Annotated in this window: 16 protein-coding genes; 3 read left to right on the top strand and 13 right to left on the bottom strand. The window is 69.1% G+C overall.

The window, feature by feature from the left end; genetic code table 11:
* Positions 1–58: 58 nt before the first annotated feature.
* From ACTWJ5_RS15990 to ACTWJ5_RS15960, 7 genes are all read right to left on the bottom strand, one after another.
* Positions 59–1048: a sulfotransferase family protein gene (locus tag ACTWJ5_RS15990; RefSeq protein WP_301500971.1), complete on the bottom strand. Its 990-nt coding sequence runs from the start codon at positions 1046–1048 to the stop codon at positions 59–61.
* The gene (locus tag ACTWJ5_RS15985) at positions 1033–1836 is read right to left on the bottom strand and encodes an aspartyl/asparaginyl beta-hydroxylase domain-containing protein (protein WP_116424447.1); all 804 of its coding nucleotides are present in this window, start codon (positions 1834–1836) and stop codon (positions 1033–1035) included. The genes ACTWJ5_RS15990 and ACTWJ5_RS15985 overlap by 16 nt, the downstream gene beginning before the upstream one ends.
* A gap of 41 nt (positions 1837–1877) precedes the next feature.
* Positions 1878–3974, bottom strand: coding sequence for an HlyD family efflux transporter periplasmic adaptor subunit (locus ACTWJ5_RS15980; protein WP_444439605.1), 2097 nt, complete (start codon positions 3972–3974; stop codon positions 1878–1880).
* The gene (locus ACTWJ5_RS15975; RefSeq protein ID WP_116424445.1) at positions 3971–5287 is read right to left on the bottom strand and encodes an efflux RND transporter periplasmic adaptor subunit; all 1317 of its coding nucleotides are present in this window, start codon (positions 5285–5287) and stop codon (positions 3971–3973) included. Before ACTWJ5_RS15975 ends, ACTWJ5_RS15980 begins: the two co-directional genes overlap by 4 nt.
* Positions 5284–6069, bottom strand: a complete 786-nt coding sequence (locus ACTWJ5_RS15970) for an efflux RND transporter periplasmic adaptor subunit (RefSeq protein WP_074980902.1) — start codon at positions 6067–6069, stop codon at positions 5284–5286. The genes ACTWJ5_RS15975 and ACTWJ5_RS15970 overlap by 4 nt, the downstream gene beginning before the upstream one ends.
* Before the next feature lie 100 nt (positions 6070–6169).
* A complete protein-coding gene (locus ACTWJ5_RS15965; protein ID WP_253391212.1) occupies positions 6170–6433 on the bottom strand; it encodes a DUF6021 family protein in 264 nt (87 codons plus the stop codon).
* A gap of 79 nt (positions 6434–6512) precedes the next feature.
* Positions 6513–7397 carry a LysR family transcriptional regulator gene (locus ACTWJ5_RS15960; protein WP_342524097.1) on the bottom strand — a complete coding sequence of 295 codons (885 nt, stop codon included), beginning with the start codon at positions 7395–7397 and terminating at the stop codon, positions 6513–6515.
* A gap of 105 nt (positions 7398–7502) precedes the next feature.
* On the opposite strand from ACTWJ5_RS15960, the gene ACTWJ5_RS15955 reads away from it, so the two are divergent.
* Entirely contained in the window at positions 7503–8225 is a 723-nt protein-coding gene (locus tag ACTWJ5_RS15955; RefSeq protein ID WP_256515238.1) for a CTP synthase C-terminal region-related (seleno)protein, read from the top strand.
* A complete protein-coding gene (locus ACTWJ5_RS15950; RefSeq protein ID WP_444439456.1) occupies positions 8222–8551 on the top strand; it encodes an antibiotic biosynthesis monooxygenase family protein in 330 nt (109 codons plus the stop codon). The genes ACTWJ5_RS15955 and ACTWJ5_RS15950 overlap by 4 nt, the downstream gene beginning before the upstream one ends.
* 188 nt (positions 8552–8739) lie before the next feature.
* Here ACTWJ5_RS15950 and ACTWJ5_RS15945 read toward each other — a convergent pair whose 3' ends face one another.
* Positions 8740–9054 (bottom strand): AzlD domain-containing protein, encoded by a 315-nt coding sequence (locus ACTWJ5_RS15945; RefSeq protein WP_058489844.1) that lies wholly within the window; start codon positions 9052–9054, stop codon positions 8740–8742.
* Positions 9051–9749 carry an AzlC family ABC transporter permease gene (locus tag ACTWJ5_RS15940; protein ID WP_074980905.1) on the bottom strand — a complete coding sequence of 233 codons (699 nt, stop codon included), beginning with the start codon at positions 9747–9749 and terminating at the stop codon, positions 9051–9053. Before ACTWJ5_RS15940 ends, ACTWJ5_RS15945 begins: the two co-directional genes overlap by 4 nt.
* 202 nt (positions 9750–9951) lie before the next feature.
* Here ACTWJ5_RS15940 and ACTWJ5_RS15935 point away from each other — a divergent pair, with 202 nt between their 5' ends.
* On the top strand, positions 9952–10497 hold the full coding sequence (locus ACTWJ5_RS15935) for a C40 family peptidase (protein ID WP_253391208.1): 546 nt from the start codon (positions 9952–9954) through the stop codon (positions 10495–10497).
* Positions 10498–10967: 470 nt separating this feature from the next.
* Here ACTWJ5_RS15935 and ACTWJ5_RS15930 read toward each other — a convergent pair whose 3' ends face one another.
* The 4 genes from ACTWJ5_RS15930 to ACTWJ5_RS15915 are packed head-to-tail and all read right to left on the bottom strand — an operon-like array spanning position 10968 to position 19994.
* Positions 10968–12455: an efflux transporter outer membrane subunit gene (locus ACTWJ5_RS15930; protein WP_444439453.1), complete on the bottom strand. Its 1488-nt coding sequence runs from the start codon at positions 12453–12455 to the stop codon at positions 10968–10970.
* A complete protein-coding gene (locus ACTWJ5_RS15925; RefSeq protein ID WP_444439451.1) occupies positions 12452–15562 on the bottom strand; it encodes a multidrug efflux RND transporter permease subunit in 3111 nt (1036 codons plus the stop codon). The genes ACTWJ5_RS15930 and ACTWJ5_RS15925 overlap by 4 nt, the downstream gene beginning before the upstream one ends.
* Complete coding sequence (locus tag ACTWJ5_RS15920) at positions 15562–18687, bottom strand: MdtB/MuxB family multidrug efflux RND transporter permease subunit (protein ID WP_249920024.1); 3126 nt, start codon at positions 18685–18687, stop codon at positions 15562–15564. The genes ACTWJ5_RS15925 and ACTWJ5_RS15920 overlap by 1 nt, the downstream gene beginning before the upstream one ends.
* Positions 18684–19994, bottom strand: a complete 1311-nt coding sequence (locus tag ACTWJ5_RS15915) for an MdtA/MuxA family multidrug efflux RND transporter periplasmic adaptor subunit (RefSeq protein WP_116424438.1) — start codon at positions 19992–19994, stop codon at positions 18684–18686. Before ACTWJ5_RS15915 ends, ACTWJ5_RS15920 begins: the two co-directional genes overlap by 4 nt.
* Between the last annotated feature and the right edge of the window lie 168 nt (positions 19995–20162).

The raw sequence follows: 20162 nt of genomic DNA, 5'->3' as shown, positions 1-20162 counted from the left end.
TCCGATGCTGAAGGCGTATCGCCAGTATTTACTGAAAGAAACGTAAACTTTTTCTCAATCACTCGTATGAATTCAACAGGCGCAGAGCCTCCAGCCTGTCATAAGGCTCCTGGGCCCAGCGCCGTACCGCCTCACGGACCGCTTCTGTCGCGGACTCGCGCTTGTGCAGGCTGTCCGCGCTGAAGGCCTGCGACGGCTGCTTGGCGTCGACCGCGGCGATCTCCTGCAGCCGTGCCAGGTCGGCCTCGCGCACCCCGAACAATCCGCCCAGGCGGCCCCAGAGCGCGCCAGGCAGCTCGGTGTAGTTCAGCGCAATGCCGCCCTCCTCCCGGCACAGGCGCAAACCCCGCTCGAGGATCTGACCGACCATCCGGCAGCTGTATTCCAGCATCGGCATGTCCTGCCCGCCCGGCAGCGCCTCATCCAGCCCCGATGGCCCCAGCAGCCCCGGCACCCGCTGCATGCCCGGCTGGCGCAACTGCGAGACGACGATCTCCAGCGGGTCGCGATAGAGGAAGAGGCGCGGCGTGTCCGGGTACAGCCCGCACAGCAGCGAGGCCTCGAAGACGTTCCAGGCGTCGAGCTTCACCAGCAGCCGCCCTTCCCCGCCCAGGCGGCGCTGGCCATAGGCGGAAAACAGCGCGCGCACCCAATCCGCCTGCCGCCCGGCCACGCCGGGGTCACGGTAATGCGCGCGCAGCACGGCATCCAGCGGTGGCGGTTCGGAAAGCACGGTGTGGCGCGGCAACCCGGCAAGCATCTGCGCCAGCAGCGTCGAACCGCAGCGCGAGGCATGGAAGATCAGTACGCCGGGCGCAAGTCCCGGGCTGGCCCGCTGCCAGTCGAGCAAGGCGTCGACGGCGGTCTCGCGGCGAAACGCCTGGTTGAACGGCAGGCGCAGCGCCTGCTCGATGTCGTCGCGGAAGAACGGCCGGGTCGGCGCCCGGTCACCGAACCAGCACCAGTCCACCCGCCATTCGCCGTCCCGCGGCCAGATGCGGATGGGCAGCCAGCCATCCAGGGTTGCGCAGGTCATCGTACCGTCCATTGTTCGCTCCAGGCCTGGCGCCCCTGGCGCATCGCCGCCCGCACTTCCGCCTCGGCGAAGCACAGGCCCGCGGCTTCACCCTGGCGGATGGCTTCGCGGATGAAGGCCTGGGCATCGACGCATTCGCGCAGGCGCCGCGCCAGGGCCGCATCCTGCTCCACCCGCCGACGAAACTCGAGGAATGCCCGCACCGCGCGGCCCGGCAGCAGCTCAGGCGTGCCCTCCAGCCCCTGCTCGACGAGCGCCAGCAGCCAGGGCTCGGGCGCACAGTCCAGCACCAGGTGGATGCGCGCCTGCGTGCTGGGGTTGTCCACCCGGTGGGGACGCGACAGGTCGAGGAACCAGCATTCCCCCGGACGCATCGGCACCTGCAAGCCGTCGAGCAGGAACTCCACCGCCTCCGCGCTGCGCAGTGGCACGTGCAGGCGCAGATCGCCGCCGGGCATCCCCAGGTCGGGATCGCAATGCTCGTGGATCCGCGCCCCGGGCCCGAGGCGCAGCAGGCGCGCGCTGCGCACGCTGCTGCGGAAGACGCCCAACAGCTGGTGCCAGGCTGCCTCCTGCTGCCACCAGTCGCTGGCGCGGGGCGCGCCATGGCCGGGAGCCAGCGGCAAGGGGGCATCGACCGCCGAAATCAACGCCACGCCGCTCCAGTCGCCTTCGTAGTAGCCACTGTTGAAATGATGCTGCCAGGCCCCGGGCTCCACCCGGTCCAGCGCCGCCAGCAGCGGCGGCAGGTCGATGGCGATGGGCAGGCGCGAACAGCTTGGCCGGGGCTTGTCTGGCATGGACGGTTTCCTTGTCTCTCAACGGGCGGCGCCGTGCCGCGTCAGAATCCACTCTCGCGCACGCCCAGCGCGGCCAGGCGCCGCCAGGCGTAGCCGAGCACCGACTGGCCACGTCCATCCAGCACCACGACGCCGCGCAGGGGCTGTGCGGGCGCCTGCGGCGCATCCAGCAGGCTCAGGCGCACACCGTACTGGGCCTGCACCGGCTCCGCGCGCTGCTGGGCATCGCGGCGCACGGCGATCGGGCCCTGGTGATCGGAACTCAGGGCCTCCAGCTCGAGGAAGGCCACGCCGTTGGCGTCGACGCTGTCCAGCCGCACCGCCAGGGCCGGGCGCGCCGGATCGTCGGCGATGAAACGCCCGTCGGCCCCCGCCGCCACGCGCCAGAGGTCATCTTCGGCCAGGTAGCCGCGCAGGCGCAGGCCGGACTCGACCACGCGCACCAGGGTGTCGGCGGGCTTCAGCCAGCGCCCCGGCTCCAGGTCCGGCAGCAGGTCGCGCACCACCCCGGCTTGCGGCGCGCGCAGCTGCAGGCGCTCGCGCTGGGCGGCGAAGCCGCGGTACTCGGCCACGGCCTCGGCCAGCTGCTGTTCGAGAATGCCGGCATCGGCCGCCGTTTCGCTGCGGCCGGACTGGCGGCGCAGCTGCAACTGGAGGATGTCGATCTTGTGCCGGGCGATGGCCTGGCGCGAATCCAGGTCGGGAGACTCCAGCTCCAGCAGCAGGTCGCCCTGCGCCACGGCCTGGCCATCCTTCACGTACGACTGCTTCAGGCGCGCCGCCACCGGCGCGTGCAGGGCGTTGGTGCGCACCGCCTCCAGCAGCGCCGGCACCTCGACCGAACTGCGCCAGGGCAGCACCAGCAACGCCAGTACGGCCAGCAGGCCGGCACCGCTGAGCAGAACCTTGCCCGGAGCGGCCTGGTCGCGGCGTCGCCACCACTCGTGCAGTTCCTTCCAGATCGGCAGGCCGAGGAACCAGACCAGCTCCACCAGCATGAGGAAGATCCCCAGCACCTTGAAGAACAGGTGGTACACCGCCAGGGCGATGCCGAAGAACAGCACGGCGCGCCACAGCCAGGAACCGTAGCCCCAGACCAGCAGACGCCGCGCCATCGACGGCGACCAGGGCTCCGGCGCCGGCTCGCCGTAGCCGAACAGCGCCTCGCGCAGGCGCCAGCGGCACAGCGCAAAGGCCCGTGCCTGGAGGTTCTCCACGCCCCACAGGTCGCTGAGCAGGAAATAGCCGTCGAAGCGCATGAAGGGGTTGAGGTTGATCGCCAGGGTGGTGATCCAGGTGGCGCTGGCCAGCATGAACGCGGACGTCCGCAGCGGCCCGTCCGGCAGCAACGACCAGGCGAGCAGCGCCAGCACCGCCAGCACCAGCTCGGCGAGCACGCCGCCGGCGCCGATCAGCAGGCGCGAGCGGCGGTCGTTGACGCGCCAGGCGTCGCTGACGTCGGTATAGAACATCGGCAGCAGCACCATGAACGCCACGCCCATGCTCTGTACCCGGCAGCCGGCGCGCTTGGCCATGAACGCATGGCCGAACTCGTGGCAGAGCTTGGCGAAGGTCAGGGCCACGCCGAAGGCCAGCGCGCCACCGAAGCTGAACAGGTGCGGGAAGGTGGCGATGAAGCGCTCCCAGTCGCGCGCCACCAGGAATACGCCCAGCCCCAGCACCAGCGGCAGCCCCCAGCGCAGCAACCAGCCGCCATGGCGCGCCAGCAGCGGCCAGGCGCGGTTGAGGAAGACATCCGGACGCCACAGCGGCACCCGGAAGAACAGGTACTGATGCAGCACGCGACGCCACAGGCTCTGGCGCAAGGCGCCCGCCTTGGCGCCATAGCTGGCCCGCTGCTCGGCATCGACGGCGGCGATCAGGTCATGGCCGCGGAGGAAGCGCAGCAGTTCCTCCAGCTCGGCCTCGCCCAGCGGCCCGCCGGTTTCCGCATTGGCGGCCTCCAGCACCCGCCGCGGGTCGCCCAGCGACCAGTGCCGGAGCAGGCGGACGGCAGCGGCCCCGAGCTTGAAATAGCGCCCGCGCAGCGGGTCGGCCAGGGTCCATTGCGGCGAGCCGTCGAAGCCCGCCGCAGCCGGCGACAGGCTCAGGTCGGGGCGCAGTGCCGGCAACATCAGAAGCCGAGCCTCTGGCGCAGCGCCGCCAGGGGCCGGCGCAACAGGTAGTAGGCCAGCGGCGCACGCTCACCCGACAACTTGGCCGTGCCGCGCAGGCCGATACGCGGCGGCGCGTCGAGGAAGGCCGCGTCCAGGCGATAGGCCAGTTGCCCGGCAGCCGTGGCCTGGGCCTCGTAGGCGGAGCGTTCGAGACGGGCGGCCTGGCGGTTCAGCGGATCGCTGTCGAGGAACAGCGCGACCTCGGCCCCCGGCGCCAGGGCGATGGCATCGCCCACCGGCAGTTCGATGCGCAGCTCGGCCTGGGCCGGGTCGGCAATCTGCATCAAGCGCTCGCCGGTCTGCACCGGCCTGCCGGTCCAGCGCTCGGCATCGGCGAACACCGCAATGCCGGCGCGCTCGGCGCGTACTTCGCTGCGGGCCAGCAACTGGCGGGCGTAGTCCAATTCGGCACGCTTCTGCTCCACGCGGGCGGCCAGCAGGTCGATCCGCGCGCTGGATTCGGCGTCGGTGAACGCCCGCTGGGTGCTGGACTTCAGCTCGGCCTCGGCAACCCCCAGGGCGCGCTCGGCGACATCGGCCTGGGCCTTGAGGCTGGTGGCCTCGAAGCGCACCAGCAGATCGCCGGCGGCCACCGGTTGGTTGGGCTTGACCAGGAATTCGGCGATCACCCCGTCCAGCGGCGCGGCGACCACCCGCCCGCCCAGGGGCACGACTTCCGCGGGCGCCAGCACCGACTGGCGCACCGGCAGCAGGAGCAACAGGCAAAGCGCGCCGGCGATCGCCAGCACCTTCTTCTTCGGCCAGCGCAGGCGCCAGGGCTTGCGCGGCTGCAAGGCCAGCCAGGCATGGGCATAGGTGCCACCGAGCTGGTTCAACAGCGCCTGCTCGGCCTCGCTGAAGGAGAGCTCACGGGCCAGCCAGAGCCCACCGAACGCCTCGCCGCTGCGGTCCAGCAACGGCAGCCAGTAGGCCTGGGCCACCGACAAGGCCTGCCAGTCGGCCCGGCTATCGCCATCCAGGCTTTCGCTATCGACGGCGCCGGCGAAGCCCAGCTGCGCCTTCGCCTGCAATTGCCCGACGGCGCGCTCGACGAAAGCCACGAATGGCGCATTGGGCTCCACCACGCTGACACCGGTAAGCGCGCGGACCTTGCCGGCGATCAGCAGGGCCGCATGGTGGTAGCCGAACAGCAGTTGGCCATCGTTGACCATGGAGAAGGCCAGTTGCTCGGTGCTGGCGGCCTCGCGCGCCTGGCGCTCGAGGCCGAGGAACTGGGCGAAGACCCGCTCGGCGCCGCCGACGGCTGCGTTCATGGGTTCTCCGCGAATTGCGCGGTGCCGCTCATGCCCGCCACCAGGCCGTCGCCGGCCGGAGCGCTGGCGATCAGCAGCAGGGTCTGGCTGGCTTCGTCGATGCGCGCGCCCAGGCGTTTTATCTCCACCTGCAGCGGCTGGCCGGTTTCGTCCGGGGTGAAGCTGAAATGCTGGCCGGGCTTGAGCTTGGCCAGCCAGCGCGAGGGCACCAGCAGGCGGATCTCCAGGCTGCGGTTGTCGACGATCTCCAGCAGCGGCGCGCCGCTGGCCACGCTCTCGAACGGCTGCGCCTTGCGCTGCACCACCTGGCCATCGTAGGGAGCCTGCACGCTGCAGCGGCGCACCTGTACCTGGTAGACCTGGGCCTGGGCCTGGGCTTCGGACTGCTTGGCCTCGGCCAGGGCCACTTCATAGCGGCCGACGGAGTTCAGCGAGGCCAACTGGCGATTGTGCGAGAGTTCTTCGCCGGCGGCCCGCACCGCGGCCTGGGCGGCATTGAGCTGGGCCTGGTAGGCAGAGCAGTCGAAGCGCACCAGCACGTCGCCCTTGTGGAAGGCCTGGCCTTCGGCGAACGGCATTTCCAGGATGCGCCCGGCCAGTTCGCTGGACAGCATCGCCTGCTCGCGGGCATGCAACACGCCACGGACTTCACGCTTGGCGCCTGCCGAGCCGTCCACGGCCGGTAGCGGCAACAGCGGGTCCGGCGCCGCCTCCTGCGCAGCCTGCGCCTGCCCTGCCAGTCCTACCGCGATCGATATCGCGTACCACATGCGCCTCTGCATTCCCTGCCCTCCACGACCGAATGCGCGGAGTCTAAGGGAGTGGCGTTCTGTAGGAAATGGCCTTCTGCCATTTCGCCTGACGGACGTCTCCCGCCGCGAGTCAGTCGCCGTAAGGCGGGTACTGCTCGCCCGGCGCGCGTTTGTGGCGCTGCGGGCTGGGGCCTTCGCGGGGTGGGTGAGGTGGCTGCGGCGGGTCGATCTGCGGGTCGGCCAGGTCCGGCGAGTCGGGGTCGAAGCCCAGGCTCCTGACGATTTCCGCGTCCTGCTCGGCGTCCCGCGGGTAGCCCGGCAGACCGCGGGCGGCGTTTTCGCCGTCGCGTTGTGGCCAGGGCTTGCCCAGCCATTTGTGCAGAGTCGGGTTCATGGCGACCTCCGGTCGATGCGGCGATAGCCATTGGAGGCCGGCCGCGGGCGCAGGTTCGTTCTTTCCGTCGGATGGCCGTTCAACGCCCGCCGGGTTGCGGCAGGCGGACGTGCCGCGCCAGCTCCTCGAACAGCGTGACCACGGTGCGCAGGGCCCGGCAGTCCGGCCGCGTCAGCAGCCACAGCGCGGTGGCGCAACCCGGCAGGTCGTATTGCAGCACACGCAGGCCGTCGCCTTCGCGCAGCAGGTAGTCCGGCAGCGCCGCCAGGCCCAGGCCGGCGCGGCACAGTTCGAGCACCGAGAGGATGCTGCCGCAACGGTAGGCCGGGGTGAGCGCCGGGTACAGCTGGCGGCGCCAGGCGACGCTGGGGTGGTCGGGCATGAATTCGTCCGGGGCGATCCAGCTCAGTTCGCTCCAGTCGCGCCCGGCCTGGGCGGCCAGGTAGCTTTCGTGGGCGCACAGGGCGTAGCGCACCTCGCCCAGGCAGCGGCCCACCAGGTAGTCCGGCGGCGCGGTGGTCAGGCGCAGGGCGACGTCGGCATCGCGCCGGCTGAGGTTGGCGAAGGCGTTGGAGGTGGAAAGCTCCAGGTGCAGGCCGGGGTAGCCGCCCATGAAATGACCCAGCGCCGGCAGCAGCAGGCCGTGCAACACGGCGTCGGTGCAGGTCAGGCGCACCGTGCCGCTGAGCACTTCGCGGCCCTGCTCCAGGCCCACCCGCGCCGCCTCCAGGGCCTGCTCGGCCAGTTCTGCCTGGCGCGCCAGCTGTTGCGCGGTGGCGCTGGGCAGGTAGCCGGCGCGGCCCTTCTCGAACAGCGCCATGCCCAGGGCCTTCTCCAGCCGGCGCACCGCGCGGAACACCGTGGACACGTCCACTGCCAGCAGTTCCGCCGCCCGCGCCAGGCTGCCGCCGCGCACCAGGGCCAGTACCAGGGAAAGGTCGGCGTATTCCAGTCGATATTGCATTGGCGCACTCTTGAATTGCGCAACCGCCCATTTCGATTGCATCGGCGCAACTATAAATTGCCCGGAGAAGCCCGCCAACGGGCGCCAGCGCAGGGGGAACGAGCGATGCGGAAGGTGCGGAAACTACTGCGGATCGGCCTGATCGGCGACCGCGACAGCCGGGTCACTGCGCACTGGGCCATTCCCCTGGCGCTGCAGCAGTCGCTGCTGCCCCACGCCGGCGCCCTGCGCCTGGAGTGGCTGGATACCGAGCGGCTGGCCAACGGCCTGGCGCTGGACGCATACTCCGGCTTCTGGTGCACCCCCGGCAGCCCCTACCGCAGCACCGAGGGCGCGCTGCGCGCCATCACCTACGCGCGCACCCGCGGCGTGCCCTACCTGGGCACCTGCGCCGGCTTCCAGCACGCGCTGCTGGAACGCGCCCGCAACGTCCTGGGCTGGGACGACGCCGCCCACGGCGAGGTCGACCCCCGCGCGGCGCGGCCGGTGATCCACGCCCTGCCCTGTTCGCTGATCGAGGTGCGCGAGGACATCCGCCTGCAGCCCGGCTCGCGCCTGGCCAGCGTCTACGGCAAGCCGAGCATCCGCGAAGGCTATCGCTGCAGCTATGGCGTCAACCCGGATTACCAGGCGGCGCTGTTCGACAGCGGCCTGCACGCCACCGCCCATGGCGAGGACGGCAGCATCCGCGCCCTGGAGGCCAGCGACCATCCGTTCTTCGTCGCCACCCTGTTCCAACCCGAGCGCAAGGCCCTGGCCGGCGTCAGCGTGCCGCTGGCCGAAGCCTTCCTGCGCGCCGCCAACCAGTACGCCAGGAGCGCAGCATGACCGCCACGACGCCGGAGCCGCCCTACTACGCGGTGATCTTCACCTCGCTACGCACGCCGCTGGAAGCCGGTTATGGCGAGGCGGCCGAGCGCATGCTCGAACTGGCCGCGGGGCAGCCGGGGTTTCTTGGGGTGGAGTCGGCGCGTGGAGAGGATGGGCTGGGGATCACGGTGTCGTACTGGCAGGACGAAGACAGCATTCGCCGGTGGCGGGAGAATGCCGAGCACAAGCTGGCGCGTGAAGGTGGGCGGCGGGATTGGTACGAGCGCTTTCGCGTGCGGGTGGCGAGGATCGAGCGGGCCTATGGGTTCGAACGCCAGGGCTGAAGGATTTTCGTAGGGGCGCACCTACGTTGCAGGCAAGCACGGCTTTTCGTAGGAGCGAGCTTGCTCGCGAACAAATTCCGCAGCGGAGTCTGTTCGCGAGCAAGCTCGCTCCTACATTATTACGCCCACCACCGAAATTACGCCTACCACTGAACCTACCTGTAGGAGCGCGCCCTGCGCGCGATTCGCTACAACCACCAACGCAACAGGAAGAACACCCCCATGCTGAGCAGCACGCTGAGCAGCGTGTTGCGCGTCCACAGCACCAGCCCCACCGCCACCAGCGAACCCAGCAGGTAGGGGTTGTCCGGGCGCAGGTTCAGCTGGTGCTCGGGCAGGAACACGATGGGCCCGCAGATGGCCGTGAGCATGCCCGGCACCGCGAAGCCGAGGAATTGCCGGACGTTGCTGCCCAGGCGGATGGGCAGGCGCGGTTCGAGGAACACGTAGCGGTTGAAGAAGACGATCAGCCCCATGCCGATGATCACGGCCCAGACCATCATGCCGACCTCCCGCTGAACTTGTTGCAGACAAAGCCCGCGGTCATGCCCGCCAGGCCCGCGAGCACCAGGGCCGAGCCCAGTTGCCAGTAGCTGAACAGCACCGAGCAGAACAGCGACACCGCCACGCAGACCACCGTCGGCACGCTGCGCACCACCGGCGCGATCAGCGCCACGAAGGTGGCGGCTACCGAGAAGTCCAGGCCCAGGTGCTCCAGGCCCGGGATGCTGCTGCCCAGTAGCACGCCGGCCAGGGTGAAGAGGTTCCAGGCCACGTAGAAGGTCAGGCCCACGCCTAGGGCGTACCAGCGGTTGAAGGTCTCGCGGTCGTGCTGGCTGGTCAGGGCGAAGAATTCGTCGGTGAGCAGGAAGCCCAGGCCCAGGCGCCAGCGCCCGGGCAGTCCGGCGATCACCGGGCGCATGCTCATGCCGTAGAGCAGGTGCTGCGAGGTCAGCAGCAGCGTGGTGATCATGATCGAGAAGAACCCGGCGCCGCCCTTGAGCATGCCGATGGCCACCAGTTGCGCGGCGCCGGCAAAGACGATGGCCGACAGGCCCTGGCCGTGCAGCGGCGAGAGACCGGCCTCGATGGCCAGCGAGCCGGCCAACAGGCCCCAGGGCAGCACCGCGATGGACAGCGGCATGATGGCGATGGCGCCCTTGAGGAAGGCGCGGGAGGGAAGCAGTTGTTCTGACATGGATGACGCTTTCGAGGCAGTAAGGCGCCCAGCTTGGCAGAAACCTTCGTCGCCCGCCTTGAACGTTCTTGCGCACTTGCCAGTGGCACATCGGAAAGTGTTAGGCACTTTCTGCCTGGAGTAGATGAATTTTCCGACTGACCGTTCGTAGGCCGATACCTAGGATGGCTGCAGCTCCCACTACCTCCTTGCGGTCCCTGTCGTGCGTATCTTCCTGCTGTGGTTGTTCTGCCTATTTCCCCTGGCCACATCGGCCGATCTGCTGGACGCGCCGACCTGGCGCAGCTACCAGGCGCAGGAAGGCGCCCTGACGCAGTTCTTCCGCCCCGGCGCGCAGCCCGGCCTGAAGCCCGGCGCCCCGGACGGCGACATGCACCGCCTGCTGCAGAGCGCGCAGGAACTGGTGGGTACGCCGTACCGCTGGGGCGGTACCTCGGCGAAAACCGGCTTCGATTGCAGCGGCCTGCTGGTCTACCTGTTCCGCAAGGAGATCGGCCTGGAACTGCCGCGCACCACCCGCTCGATGATCCGCCAGAAGCACCGCCAGGTGCCGCGCCACGCGCTCAAGCCGGGGGATGCGGTGTTCTTCAGCCACAATGGCGGCGCGCGGGTCAGCCACGTCGGGCTGTACCTGGGCGATGACCGCTTCATCCATGCGCCGCGCAGTGGCAAGTCGGTGCGCATCGATTCGTTGAGCAACAATTATTGGGATCGTAATTTCACTACGGCGCGGCGGTTCAGGCACTGAAGGCACGCCCACGCCATTCCCCCGTCCGCGATGTGCATCGGACTCGCACCGGGGGCGGATCGCGGATAAATCCGCTCCTACAAGATGCAGGAGAAACCGCCATCTGCACGGCTGAAGGCATTCACTTGTAGGAGCGGACCTTGTCCGCGATAACCGGACATATCGGCGCGATTCGCGGATGAGATCCGCTCCTACGCCGCCCCACCTACGCTGTTTTCTGGGTTCCCGCGTTCGCGGGAATGACGGGATTAGGATTCGTGTTTTCCGACGTCATTCCCGCGAACGCGGGAACCCAATAGACAGGCTGTAGGGCGCATAACGCCTCCCACGGGCGAACGGTTATTCGCCCTACGCCATCGCGGGCAGGGCCCGCTCCTACAGGTCCGGCGGCGATGTGGATCGAGACCGGACCGGGATAGACCACACATTACAGGCGAACACGGTTTTTCGTAGGAGCGGCTCGGCGCAGGTCAGTCGGCCTTGGCCGCCTTCTCGCCTTCGGCGGCGATCTGGCCGGCGTCCCAGCCGCCGCCCATGGCGGCGATCAGTTGCACGCTGGCCACCAGGCGGTTGCCGTAGAGGCTCAGGACGTTGCGCTCGTTGGACAGCGCGGTGGTCTGGGTGGTGACCACGCTGTTGTAGTCCACGGTGCCGGCCTTGTACTGGTTGCTGGTCAGGCGCAGGGCTTCGCGGGCGGCGTCCAGGGCTTCGCTCTGCGCCCCGCTCTCCTCTTCCAGCACCTTGAGCTGGACCATGTAGTCCTCCACCTCGCGCATGCCGTCGAGCACGGTCTGGCGGTAGCTGGCCACGGTCTGGTCGTAGCTGGCCTCGGCCTGTTCCACCTGGGAGGAAATCAGGCCGCCGTCGAACAGCGTCATGGCGAACTGCGGGCCGATGGACCAGTAGCGGTTGGGCGTCTCGATCCAGTCGTGGAAGCTGCCGCTGCGGTAGCCGCCGGCGGCGCTGAGTGTCAGGTCCGGGTACCAGGCGGCCTTGGCCACGCCGATCTTGGCGTTGGCCGAGATCACCTGGCGCTCGGCGGAGGCGATGTCCGGGCGCCGCTCCAGCAGCTGCGAGGGCACCAGCGCCGGGATCGGCGGCAGCTTCGGCACCTGGCCGGTGGCGGCCAGGCCGAAGTTGGCCGGGGCCTGGCCCACCAGCACGGCGATGGCGTGCTCCAGCTGCGCGCGCTGGTACTTGAGGTCGATGGCCTGGGCCTCGGTGCTCTTGAGCTGGGTGCGCGCCTGGGCCACGTCGGCCTTGGTGACGATGCCGGCGTTGTACTGGTTGGTGGTCAGCTTGAGCGCGCGTTCGTAGGCCTCGACCGTGTCGTTGAGCAGCTTGATCTGCTGGTCCATCACGCGCAGCTGCAGGTAGTTCTGTGCCAGCTGCGATTGCAGCGACAGGCGCGAGGCGGCCAGGTCCGCGGCGCTGGCGTCGCGGCTGGCGGTGTCGGCTTCCAGCTGGCGGCGCAGCTTGCCCCACAGGTCCAGCTCCCAGCTCACGCCGAGGCTCGCGCTGTAGCTGTTGCTGATGCCGCCGCTACCGCCACTGCTGACCGTGGAGCCGTCGGGCAGGCGCACGCTGCCGCTGCCACTGCCGCCCTGGCCGGAGCGGGTCTTGCCGACGTCGGCGCTGATGGTGGGGAAGAAGGAGGCGCGCGAGCCTTTCACCAGGGCCGCAGCCTGGCGGTAGGAGGCCTCGGACTGAGCCAGGGTCTGGTTGGCCTTGAGCAGGCGCTGCTGCAGGTCGTCCAGGACCGGGTCGGCGTACAACGTCCACCACTGGCCGTGGCCGCCCGGGTCGGCCGGCTGCGCCAGGCGCCAGCCCTCGCCTTCCTTGAAGGCAGCCGGCACGCTCAGCTCGGGGCGCTTGTAGTCGGGGCCGACCGCGCAGCCGGCGAGCGCCGCGCACAGCGCCAGGGCGAGCAGGCTGCGGGATGGGTTCGGGCGGTTCATAGCGGAGTCTCCAGGGCGCCGTCGGTGCGCACGCCGCGCTTCTGGTTGACCCAGTGACGCAGGCGGTCGAGGTAGAGGTAGACCACGGGGGTGGTGTAGAGGGTGAGCAGCTGACTGCCGATCAGGCCGCCGACGATGGTCATGCCCAGCGGGCGGCGCAGCGCGGCGTCGCCGCCGATGCCGAAGATCAGCGGCAGCGCGCCGAGGATGGCGGCCAGGGTGGTCATCATGATCGGCCGGAAGCGCTTCATGCAGGCTTCGAGGATGGCTTCGCGCGGCGACAGGCCGAGGGTGCGTTCGGCGTCCAGGGCGAAGTCGATCATCATGATGGCGTTCTTCTTGACGATGCCGATCAGCAGGATCACCCCGATCAGCGCGATCAGCGACAGCTCGGTGCGGAACAGCATCAGCGTCAGCAGCGCGCCCACCCCCGCCGAGGGCAGCGTGGAAAGGATGGTCAGCGGGTGCACGTAGCTTTCGTAGAGGATGCCCAGGACGATGTAGACCGCCACCAGCGCCAGCAGGATCAGCCAGGGCATGTCGTTCTGGGTGTCCTGCACGGCGCCGGCGTTGCCTTCGAAGCTGGCCTGGATCTCCAGCGGCAGGTGCAGCGGCTCCAGGGCCGCCATCACGGCGTCGCGGGCCGGGCCGATGAGCGCGCCGGGGGCCAGGTTGAAGGAGAAGGTGGTGGCGGCGAACTGCCCCTGGTGGTTGACCGACAGCGGCGCGCGGCTGGGCTCCACGTGGGTGAAGGCCGACAGCGGCACCTGCTGGCCGTCGCTGCCGATCACGTAGACCTGGCGCAGCTCTTCGGGGGTCTGCTGGAACGGCTGGTCCACCTCCATCACCACGTGGTACTGGTTCAGCGGGTTGAAGATGGTCGACACCTGGCGCTGGCCGTAGGCGTTGTTCAACACCGCGTCCACCGCCGCCACGTCGATGCCGAGGCTGGCCGCGCGGTCGCGGTCGATCACCAGGCGGCTCTGCACGCCCTTGTCCTGGGCGTCGCTGTTGACGTCCACCAGCTGCGGGACCTTGTTCAGCACCGCCTCGACCTTCGGCGCCCAGTCGCGCAGCAGGGTGAGGTCGTCGCTGCGCAGGGTGAACTCGTACTGCGCGTTGCTCTGCCGGCCGCCGATGCGCACGTCCTGGCCGGCGGTGAGGTAGAGGTTGGCGCCGGGGATTTCCGCCAGCTTCTTGCGCAGCCGCGCGACTATGGCCTCGGCGGAGTCGCGCTCGGTGATGGGCTTGAGGGTGACGAAGAAGGAGCCGGTGTTGCTCGACTGCCACTTGCCGCCGCCGACGAAGCCGAGCACGTTATCCACCCCCGGGTCCTGGGAAAGGATGTTGCGGAACTCCGCCATCTTGCGGTCCAGGGCCTGGAAGGAAATGCTCTGGTCGGCCACCGCGAAGCCGCGCAGGCGCCCGGAGTCCTGCTGCGGCAGGAAGCCCTTGGGCACGATGGCGAACAGGTAGAGGTTCAGCGCGATGCAGCCGAACATGATCACCACCATCAGCCGCGAGTGCTCCAGCGCCCAGGCGAGGCTGGCGCGGTAGCGCAGCATGAAGGCGACGAAGTAGCGGTTGCTCTGCCGCGCCACCGAGGCCTTCTGCGGCCGCTCGGCGCGGCGCAGCAGGCGTGCGCAGAGCATGGGCGTGAGCGTCAGGGAAACCACCAGCGAGACCAGGATGGCCGCCGCCAGGGTCACCGAGAATTCGCGGAACAGCCGCCCGGTGATGCCGCCCATGAGCAGCAGCGGGATGAACACCGCCACCAGCGAGAGGGTCATCGACAGCACCGTGAAGCTCACCTCGCGGGCGCCGCGGATGGCCGCCCGGACCGGGTGGTCGCCCTCCTCGATGCGCCGGGCGATGTTCTCCACCACCACGATGGCGTCGTCCACCACGAAGCCGGTGGCGATGATCAGCGCCATCAGCGACAGGTTGTTCAGCGAGAAGCCGCACAGGTACATGACGGCGAAGGTGCCCACCAGCGACACCGGCACCGCCAGGCTGGGGATCAGCGTGGCGCGGCCGTTGCGCAGGAACAGGTAGACCACCAGGATCACCAGCAGCACCGAGATCACCAGGGTCAGCTCGGCCTCCTCCAGGGAGGAGCGGATCGACGGGCTGCGGTCGTCCATGACGCTGAGCTTGACCTGCGGGCCGAGCACGTCCTGGATGATCGGCAGTTGCGCGTGGATGGCGTCGGTGGCCTCGATGATGTTGGCGCCGGGCTGGCGGGTGACGATCAGCAGCACCGCCGGCAGGTTGTCGGAGAAGCCGGCGTTGCGCACGTCCTCCACCGAGTCGCTGACCTTGGCCACGTCGCGCAGGCGCACCGCGGCGTTGGTCTCGGCGTTGTAGTGGATGATCAGCGGCGCGTACTCGCTGGCCTTGCGCAGCTGGTCGTTGGCGTCCACCTGCCAGTGCCGCTCGCCGAACTCCAGGGCGCCCTTGGGCCCGGTGGCGTTGGTGTTGTCGATGGCGGTGCGCACCGTGTCCAGGGAAATGCCGTAGTGGCTGAGCTGGTCCGGGTTGACGTCGACCCGCACCGCCGGCAGCGAGGAGCCGCCGATGCTCACCTGGCCCACGCCCTTCACCTGGGCCAGCTTGGGCGAGACGATGGTCGAGGCCAGGTCGTACATCTCGCCGCGGGTATAGGTGTCCGAGGTCAGGGTGAGGATCATGATCGGCTGGTCCGACGGGTTCGCCTTGCGGTACGTCGGGTTGTTCGGCATGCCGGTGGGCAACAGGCTCATGGCCGCGTTGATCGCCGACTGCACCTCGCGGGCGGCGCCGTCGATGTCCTTGGACAGGTCGAACTGGACGATGACGGTGGTGTTGCCCAGGGAGCTGGTGGAGGTCATGTCGGTGACCCCGGCGATGCGCCCCAGCGAGCGCTCCAGCGGCGTGGCCACGGTGCTGGCCATGGTCTCCGGGCTGGCGCCGGGCAGCGCCGCCTGCACCACGATGGTCGGGAAGTCGACGTTGGGCAGCGGCGCCACCGGCAGCAGGCCGAAGGACAGCGCCCCGGCCAGCAGCAGCGCCAGGGTCAGCAGGATGGTCGCAACCGGCCGCAGGATGAACGGGCGGGAGATGTTCATCAGCCCTGCTCCAGGCCTTCGTCGGGGCTGTTCACGTCCAGCCCGTGGCGCTTGCGCCAGTTGGCCCAGCGCAGCGCCAGGCGGTCGAAGTAGAGGTAGATCACCGGGGTGGTGAACAGCGTCAGCAGTTGGCTCAGCAGCAGGCCGCCGACCATGGTCACGCCCAGCGGCTGGCGCAGCTCGGCGCCGGCGCCGCCGGCGAGCATCAGCGGCAGCGCGCCCAGCAGCGCGGCCATGGTGGTCATCAGGATCGGCCGGAAGCGCAGCAGGCAGGCCTGGTAGATGGCCTCGTGGGGCGGCTTGCCCTCGTTGCGTTCGGCGTCCAGGGCGAAGTCGATCATCATGATCGCGTTCTTCTTGACGATGCCGATCAGCAGGATGATGCCGATGATCGCCACGATGCCGATGTCCTGCCCGGCCAGCATCAGCGCCAGCAGCGCGCCCACGCCGGCCGAGGGCAGCGTGGAGAGGATGGTCACCGGGTGGATGAAGCTCTCGTAGAGGATGCCCAGCACGATGTACATGGTGACGATGGAGGCCAGCACCAGCAGCAGGGTGTTGGACAGCGACGCCTCGAAGGCCTCGGCGGCGCCGCGGAAGCTGCCTTCCAGGCTGGCCGGCATCTGCATCTGCGCCTCGACGTCGCGGATGGCCTGCACCGCCTCGCCCAGGGCCACGCCCTTGGCCAGGTTGAAGGACAGCGTCGCCGAGGGGAACTGGGCGATGTGGTTGACCGCCAGCAGGGTGTGGCGCTCTTCCACCCTGGCCAGGCTCGACAGGCGCACCTGGGTGCCGTCGCTGGCCGGCACGTAGAGGTTCTCCAGCGACTGCGGGCCGAGCTGGAAGTCCGGCGCCACCTCCAACACCACGCGGTACTGGGTGGCCTGGGTGAAGATGGTGGAGATCAGCCGCTGGCCGAAGGCGCTGTAGAGCACGCTGTCGATGCTCGACAGGCTCACGCCCAGGCGCGAGGCGGTGTCGCGGTCGATGTCGATGTAGGCCTGCAGGCCCTTGTCCTGCCAGTCGCTGGCCACGTCGGCCAGTTGCGGCAGCTGCTGCAGGCGTTCCACCAGCTTCGGCACCCATTCGGCGAGCACCTCGGGGTCGGCGTCCTGCAGGGTGAACTGGTACTGGGTGCGGGCGATGCGGTCCTCGATGGTGAGGTCCTGCACCGGCTGCAGGTACAGCTTGATGCCGGCGACCTTGTCCAGCTCCGGCTGCAGGCGGCGGATCACCTCGCTGGCGGTGAGGTCGCGCTCGCTGTGGGGCTTGAGGTTGATCAGCATGCGCCCGGTGTTGAGGGTGGCGTTGCTGCCGTCGACGCCGATGAAGGACGACAGGCTCTCCACGTCCGGGTCGGCCAGGACCACCCTGGCCAGTTCCTGCTGACGGCTGGCCATGGCCTGGAAGGAGATCGACTGCGGCGCCTCGGCGATGCCCTGGATCACCCCGGTGTCCTGCACCGGGAAGAAGCCCTTGGGCATGAACAGGTAGAGCGCGGCGGTCAGCAGCAGGGTGCCGATGGCCACCAGCAGGGTCAGCCCCTGGTGGCGCAGCACCACGCGCAGGGCGGCGGCGTAGCGCTCGATCATGCGTTCGATGAAGCGCCCGGCGGCGCGGGCGAAGCGGCCTTCCTGCTCCGGCTCGATGTGCTTGAGCAGCTTGGCGGCGAGCATCGGCGTGAGGGTCAGGGAGACGAAGCCGGAAATCAGGATGGCCACCGCCAGGGTCACGGCGAACTCGCGGAACAGCCGCCCGGCCACGTCGCCCATGAACAGCAGCGGGATGAGCACGGCGATCAGCGAGAAGGTCAGCGAGATGATGGTGAAGCCGATCTGCCTGGAACCCTTGAGCGCTGCTTCCAGGGGGCTGTCGCCCTGCTCCAGGTAGCGGGCGATGTTCTCCACCATGACGATGGCGTCGTCCACCACGAAGCCGGTGGCGATGGTCAGCGCCATCAGCGTCAGGTTGTTGATGGAGAAGCCAGCCAGGTACATGACGCCGAAGGTGCCGATCAGCGACAGCGGCACGGCGAAGCTGGGGATCAGGGTGGCCGAGAGGTTGCGCAGGAACAGGAAGGTAACCATCACCACCAGGCACACGGCGAGGAACAGCTCGAACTGCACGTCGGCCACCGAGGCGCGGATGGTGGTGGTGCGGTCGGTGAGCACCGTGACTTCCAGGTTGCCCGGCAGGGTCGCCTGCAGCTGCGGCAGCATCTTCTTGACGCTGTCCACCACCTCGATGACGTTGGCCCCCGGCTGGCGCTGGATGTTCAGCACCACCGCCGGGGTGTTGTTGGCCCAGGCGGCCAGGCGCACGTTCTCGGCATCGTCCTCGACGCTGGCGACGTCGCGCACGCGCAGCGGCGAGCCATTCTTGTAGGCGATGATCAGGTCGCGGTAGGCGTCGGCGGACTTGAGCTGGTCGTTGGCGTCGAGGGTCGAGGAGCGCGTCGGGCCGTCGAAGCTGCCCTTGGGCCCGTTGAGGTTGTTGCTGGTGATGGTGCTCTGCAGGTCTTCCAGGCTCAAGCCGGCGGCGGCCAGGGCCGCGGGGTTGGCGCGGATGCGCACGGCCGGGCGCTGGCCGCCGCTGATACTGACCAGGCCGACGCCGGAGATCTGCGAGATTTTCTGCGCGAGGCGCGTATCGACCAGGTCCTGGATCTTCGGCAGCGGCATGTCCGGGGACATCACCGCCAGGGTCAGGATGGGCGCGTCGGCCGGGTTGACCTTGCTGTACACCGGCTGGTTGGGCAGGTCCTTGGGCAGCAGGCTCTGCGCGGTGTTGATCGCCGCCTGCACTTCCTGCTCGGCCACGTCCAGGTCGACTTGCAGGCTGAACTGCAGGGTGATCACCGAGGCGCCGCCGGAGCTGGTGGAGGACATCTCGTTGAGCCCGGGGATCTGCCCCAGCTGGTTCTCCAGCGGCGCGGTGACCGAGGAGGTCATGATGTCCGGGCTGGCGCCGGGGTACAGGGTGACCACCTGGATGGTCGGGTAGTCCACCTCCGGCAGCGCCGAGATCGGCAGGAAGCGGTAGGCGATGATGCCCGACAGCAGGATCGCCACCATCAACAGCGTGGTGGCGACCGGCCGCAGGATGAACAGGCGCGACGGGTTCATTCGCTCTTACCGCTGTCCTGGGCCGGGGAGCCCGAGCCGAAGGGTTTCGGCGAGGCCGCCTCGCCCTCCTCGGTGGCGGCGGCGCGGGCCTGTTCGTCGCTGGCGACTATGTGCAGGAGGGTGCCGTCGCGCAGGCGGTCGGTGCCCTCCACCACCACGCGCTGGCCTTCCTTCAGGCCCTCGGTGATGACCACCCGCTCGTTCTCGCTGGTGCCCAGGCCGACCAGTTGGCGCTTGGCCTTGTTCCCGGCGTCGGCGATGTACACGTAGGTGCCGTCGTTGCCGCGCTGCACGGCGTTGGCCGGGATGGTCAGCACGCCACGCAGTGTCTCGGCGAGCAGGCGCACGTTGACGAACTGGTTGGGGAACAGCTTCTGGTCGGCGTTCTCGAAGGCGGCCTTGAGCTTGACCGTGCCGGTGGTGGTGTCGATCTGGTTGTCGAGTGTCTTGAGCACGCCGCTGGCGAGGGTCAGGTTCTGGTTGCGATCCAGCGCCTCCACTGGCACTGGCTGGCTGCCGGACAGCTGGCGGGCGACGGTGCCCAGTTGCTGCTGCGGCAGGCTGAACACCACGGAGATCGGCTTGACCTGGGTGATCACCACCAGCGGCGTGGTGTCGCCGGAGGTGACCAGGTTGCCGACGTCCACCTGGCGCAGGCCGACGCGGCCGGAGATAGGCGCGCGCACCTGGGTGAATTCGAGGTTGAGCTTGGCGTCGTCGACCTGGCCCTGGTTGGTGCGCAGAGTGCCCTCGTACTGGCGCACCAGGGCTTCCTGGGTGTCGAGGGTCTGCTTGGCGATGGAGTCCTCGGCGTACAGGCCCTTGTAGCGCGCCAGGTCGATCTGCGCATTCTTCAGCTGCGCCTGGTTCTGCTGCAGGGTGCCCACCGCCTGGTCCAACGCCGCCTGGAAGGGCCGCGGGTCGATCACCGCGAGGACGTCGCCGGCCTTGACCTGCTGGCCTTCCTGGAACGGCACCTTGACCAGTTGGCCGCTGACCCGCGCCCGCACGTTCACCGTGTTGTAGGCGGTGACGGTGCCCAGCGCGTGGTAGTGCACCGGCAGGTCGCCCTTGGCCACCGGCGCCACGCTGACGGTGATGGCCGTGCCGCCACCCTGCCCGCCCGGCCCGCGCCCGGCCATGGCCGCTCCGCGTCCGCCGCGCCCGCCGCCGGCCTGGGGCTCCGGCGCCGAACTGGTCTTGTGCAGCCACATGCTCAGCCCCACCACAGCGGCGAAGACGGCGGCGGTGATCAGCCAGGGGCGCAGCTTGCGGAGTTTCGAGGGCGTTCCATTGCTTGGAGTCATAGCGGTCATCAGGCGGCCAAAGGTTTGGATGATAACGAGGCGCAAGGCAAAGCGCCGCATCCACGACGCGGCGTCCACACTTCTATACCTTCAGGGTCGAACGATAAGCACTGCAAGGCGCCGGGCAAAGTCTCTTTACCCGCTATTTACCTTTGTTTTACCGAGAGT

Source organism: Pseudomonas sp. A6 (assembly GCF_052367875.1).
Lineage (GTDB): Bacteria > Pseudomonadota > Gammaproteobacteria > Pseudomonadales > Pseudomonadaceae > Pseudomonas > Pseudomonas citronellolis.
Note: the sequence above shows the minus strand (reverse complement) of the source record. Positions and strands in the feature narration are given on the sequence as shown.

Coding starts and splice junctions, on each gene's coding strand:
- ACTWJ5_RS15925 (WP_444439451.1), bottom strand. CDS start 15,562: ATGAACATCTCCCGCCCGTTCATCCTGCGGCCGGTTGCGACCATCCTG.
- ACTWJ5_RS15920 (WP_249920024.1), bottom strand. CDS start 18,687: ATGAACCCGTCGCGCCTGTTCATCCTGCGGCCGGTCGCCACCACGCTG.
- ACTWJ5_RS15990 (WP_301500971.1), bottom strand. CDS start 1,048: ATGGACGGTACGATGACCTGCGCAACCCTGGATGGCTGGCTGCCCATC.
- ACTWJ5_RS15945 (WP_058489844.1), bottom strand. CDS start 9,054: ATGATGGTCTGGGCCGTGATCATCGGCATGGGGCTGATCGTCTTCTTC.
- ACTWJ5_RS15970 (WP_074980902.1), bottom strand. CDS start 6,069: ATGCAGAGGCGCATGTGGTACGCGATATCGATCGCGGTAGGACTGGCA.
- ACTWJ5_RS15930 (WP_444439453.1), bottom strand. CDS start 12,455: ATGAACCGCCCGAACCCATCCCGCAGCCTGCTCGCCCTGGCGCTGTGC.
- ACTWJ5_RS15915 (WP_116424438.1), bottom strand. CDS start 19,994: ATGACTCCAAGCAATGGAACGCCCTCGAAACTCCGCAAGCTGCGCCCC.
- ACTWJ5_RS15950 (WP_444439456.1), top strand. CDS start 8,222: ATGACCGCCACGACGCCGGAGCCGCCCTACTACGCGGTGATCTTCACC.
- ACTWJ5_RS15965 (WP_253391212.1), bottom strand. CDS start 6,433: ATGAACCCGACTCTGCACAAATGGCTGGGCAAGCCCTGGCCACAACGC.
- ACTWJ5_RS15985 (WP_116424447.1), bottom strand. CDS start 1,836: ATGCCAGACAAGCCCCGGCCAAGCTGTTCGCGCCTGCCCATCGCCATC.
- ACTWJ5_RS15975 (WP_116424445.1), bottom strand. CDS start 5,287: ATGAACGCAGCCGTCGGCGGCGCCGAGCGGGTCTTCGCCCAGTTCCTC.
- ACTWJ5_RS15955 (WP_256515238.1), top strand. CDS start 7,503: ATGCGGAAGGTGCGGAAACTACTGCGGATCGGCCTGATCGGCGACCGC.
- ACTWJ5_RS15940 (WP_074980905.1), bottom strand. CDS start 9,749: ATGTCAGAACAACTGCTTCCCTCCCGCGCCTTCCTCAAGGGCGCCATC.
- ACTWJ5_RS15960 (WP_342524097.1), bottom strand. CDS start 7,397: ATGCAATATCGACTGGAATACGCCGACCTTTCCCTGGTACTGGCCCTG.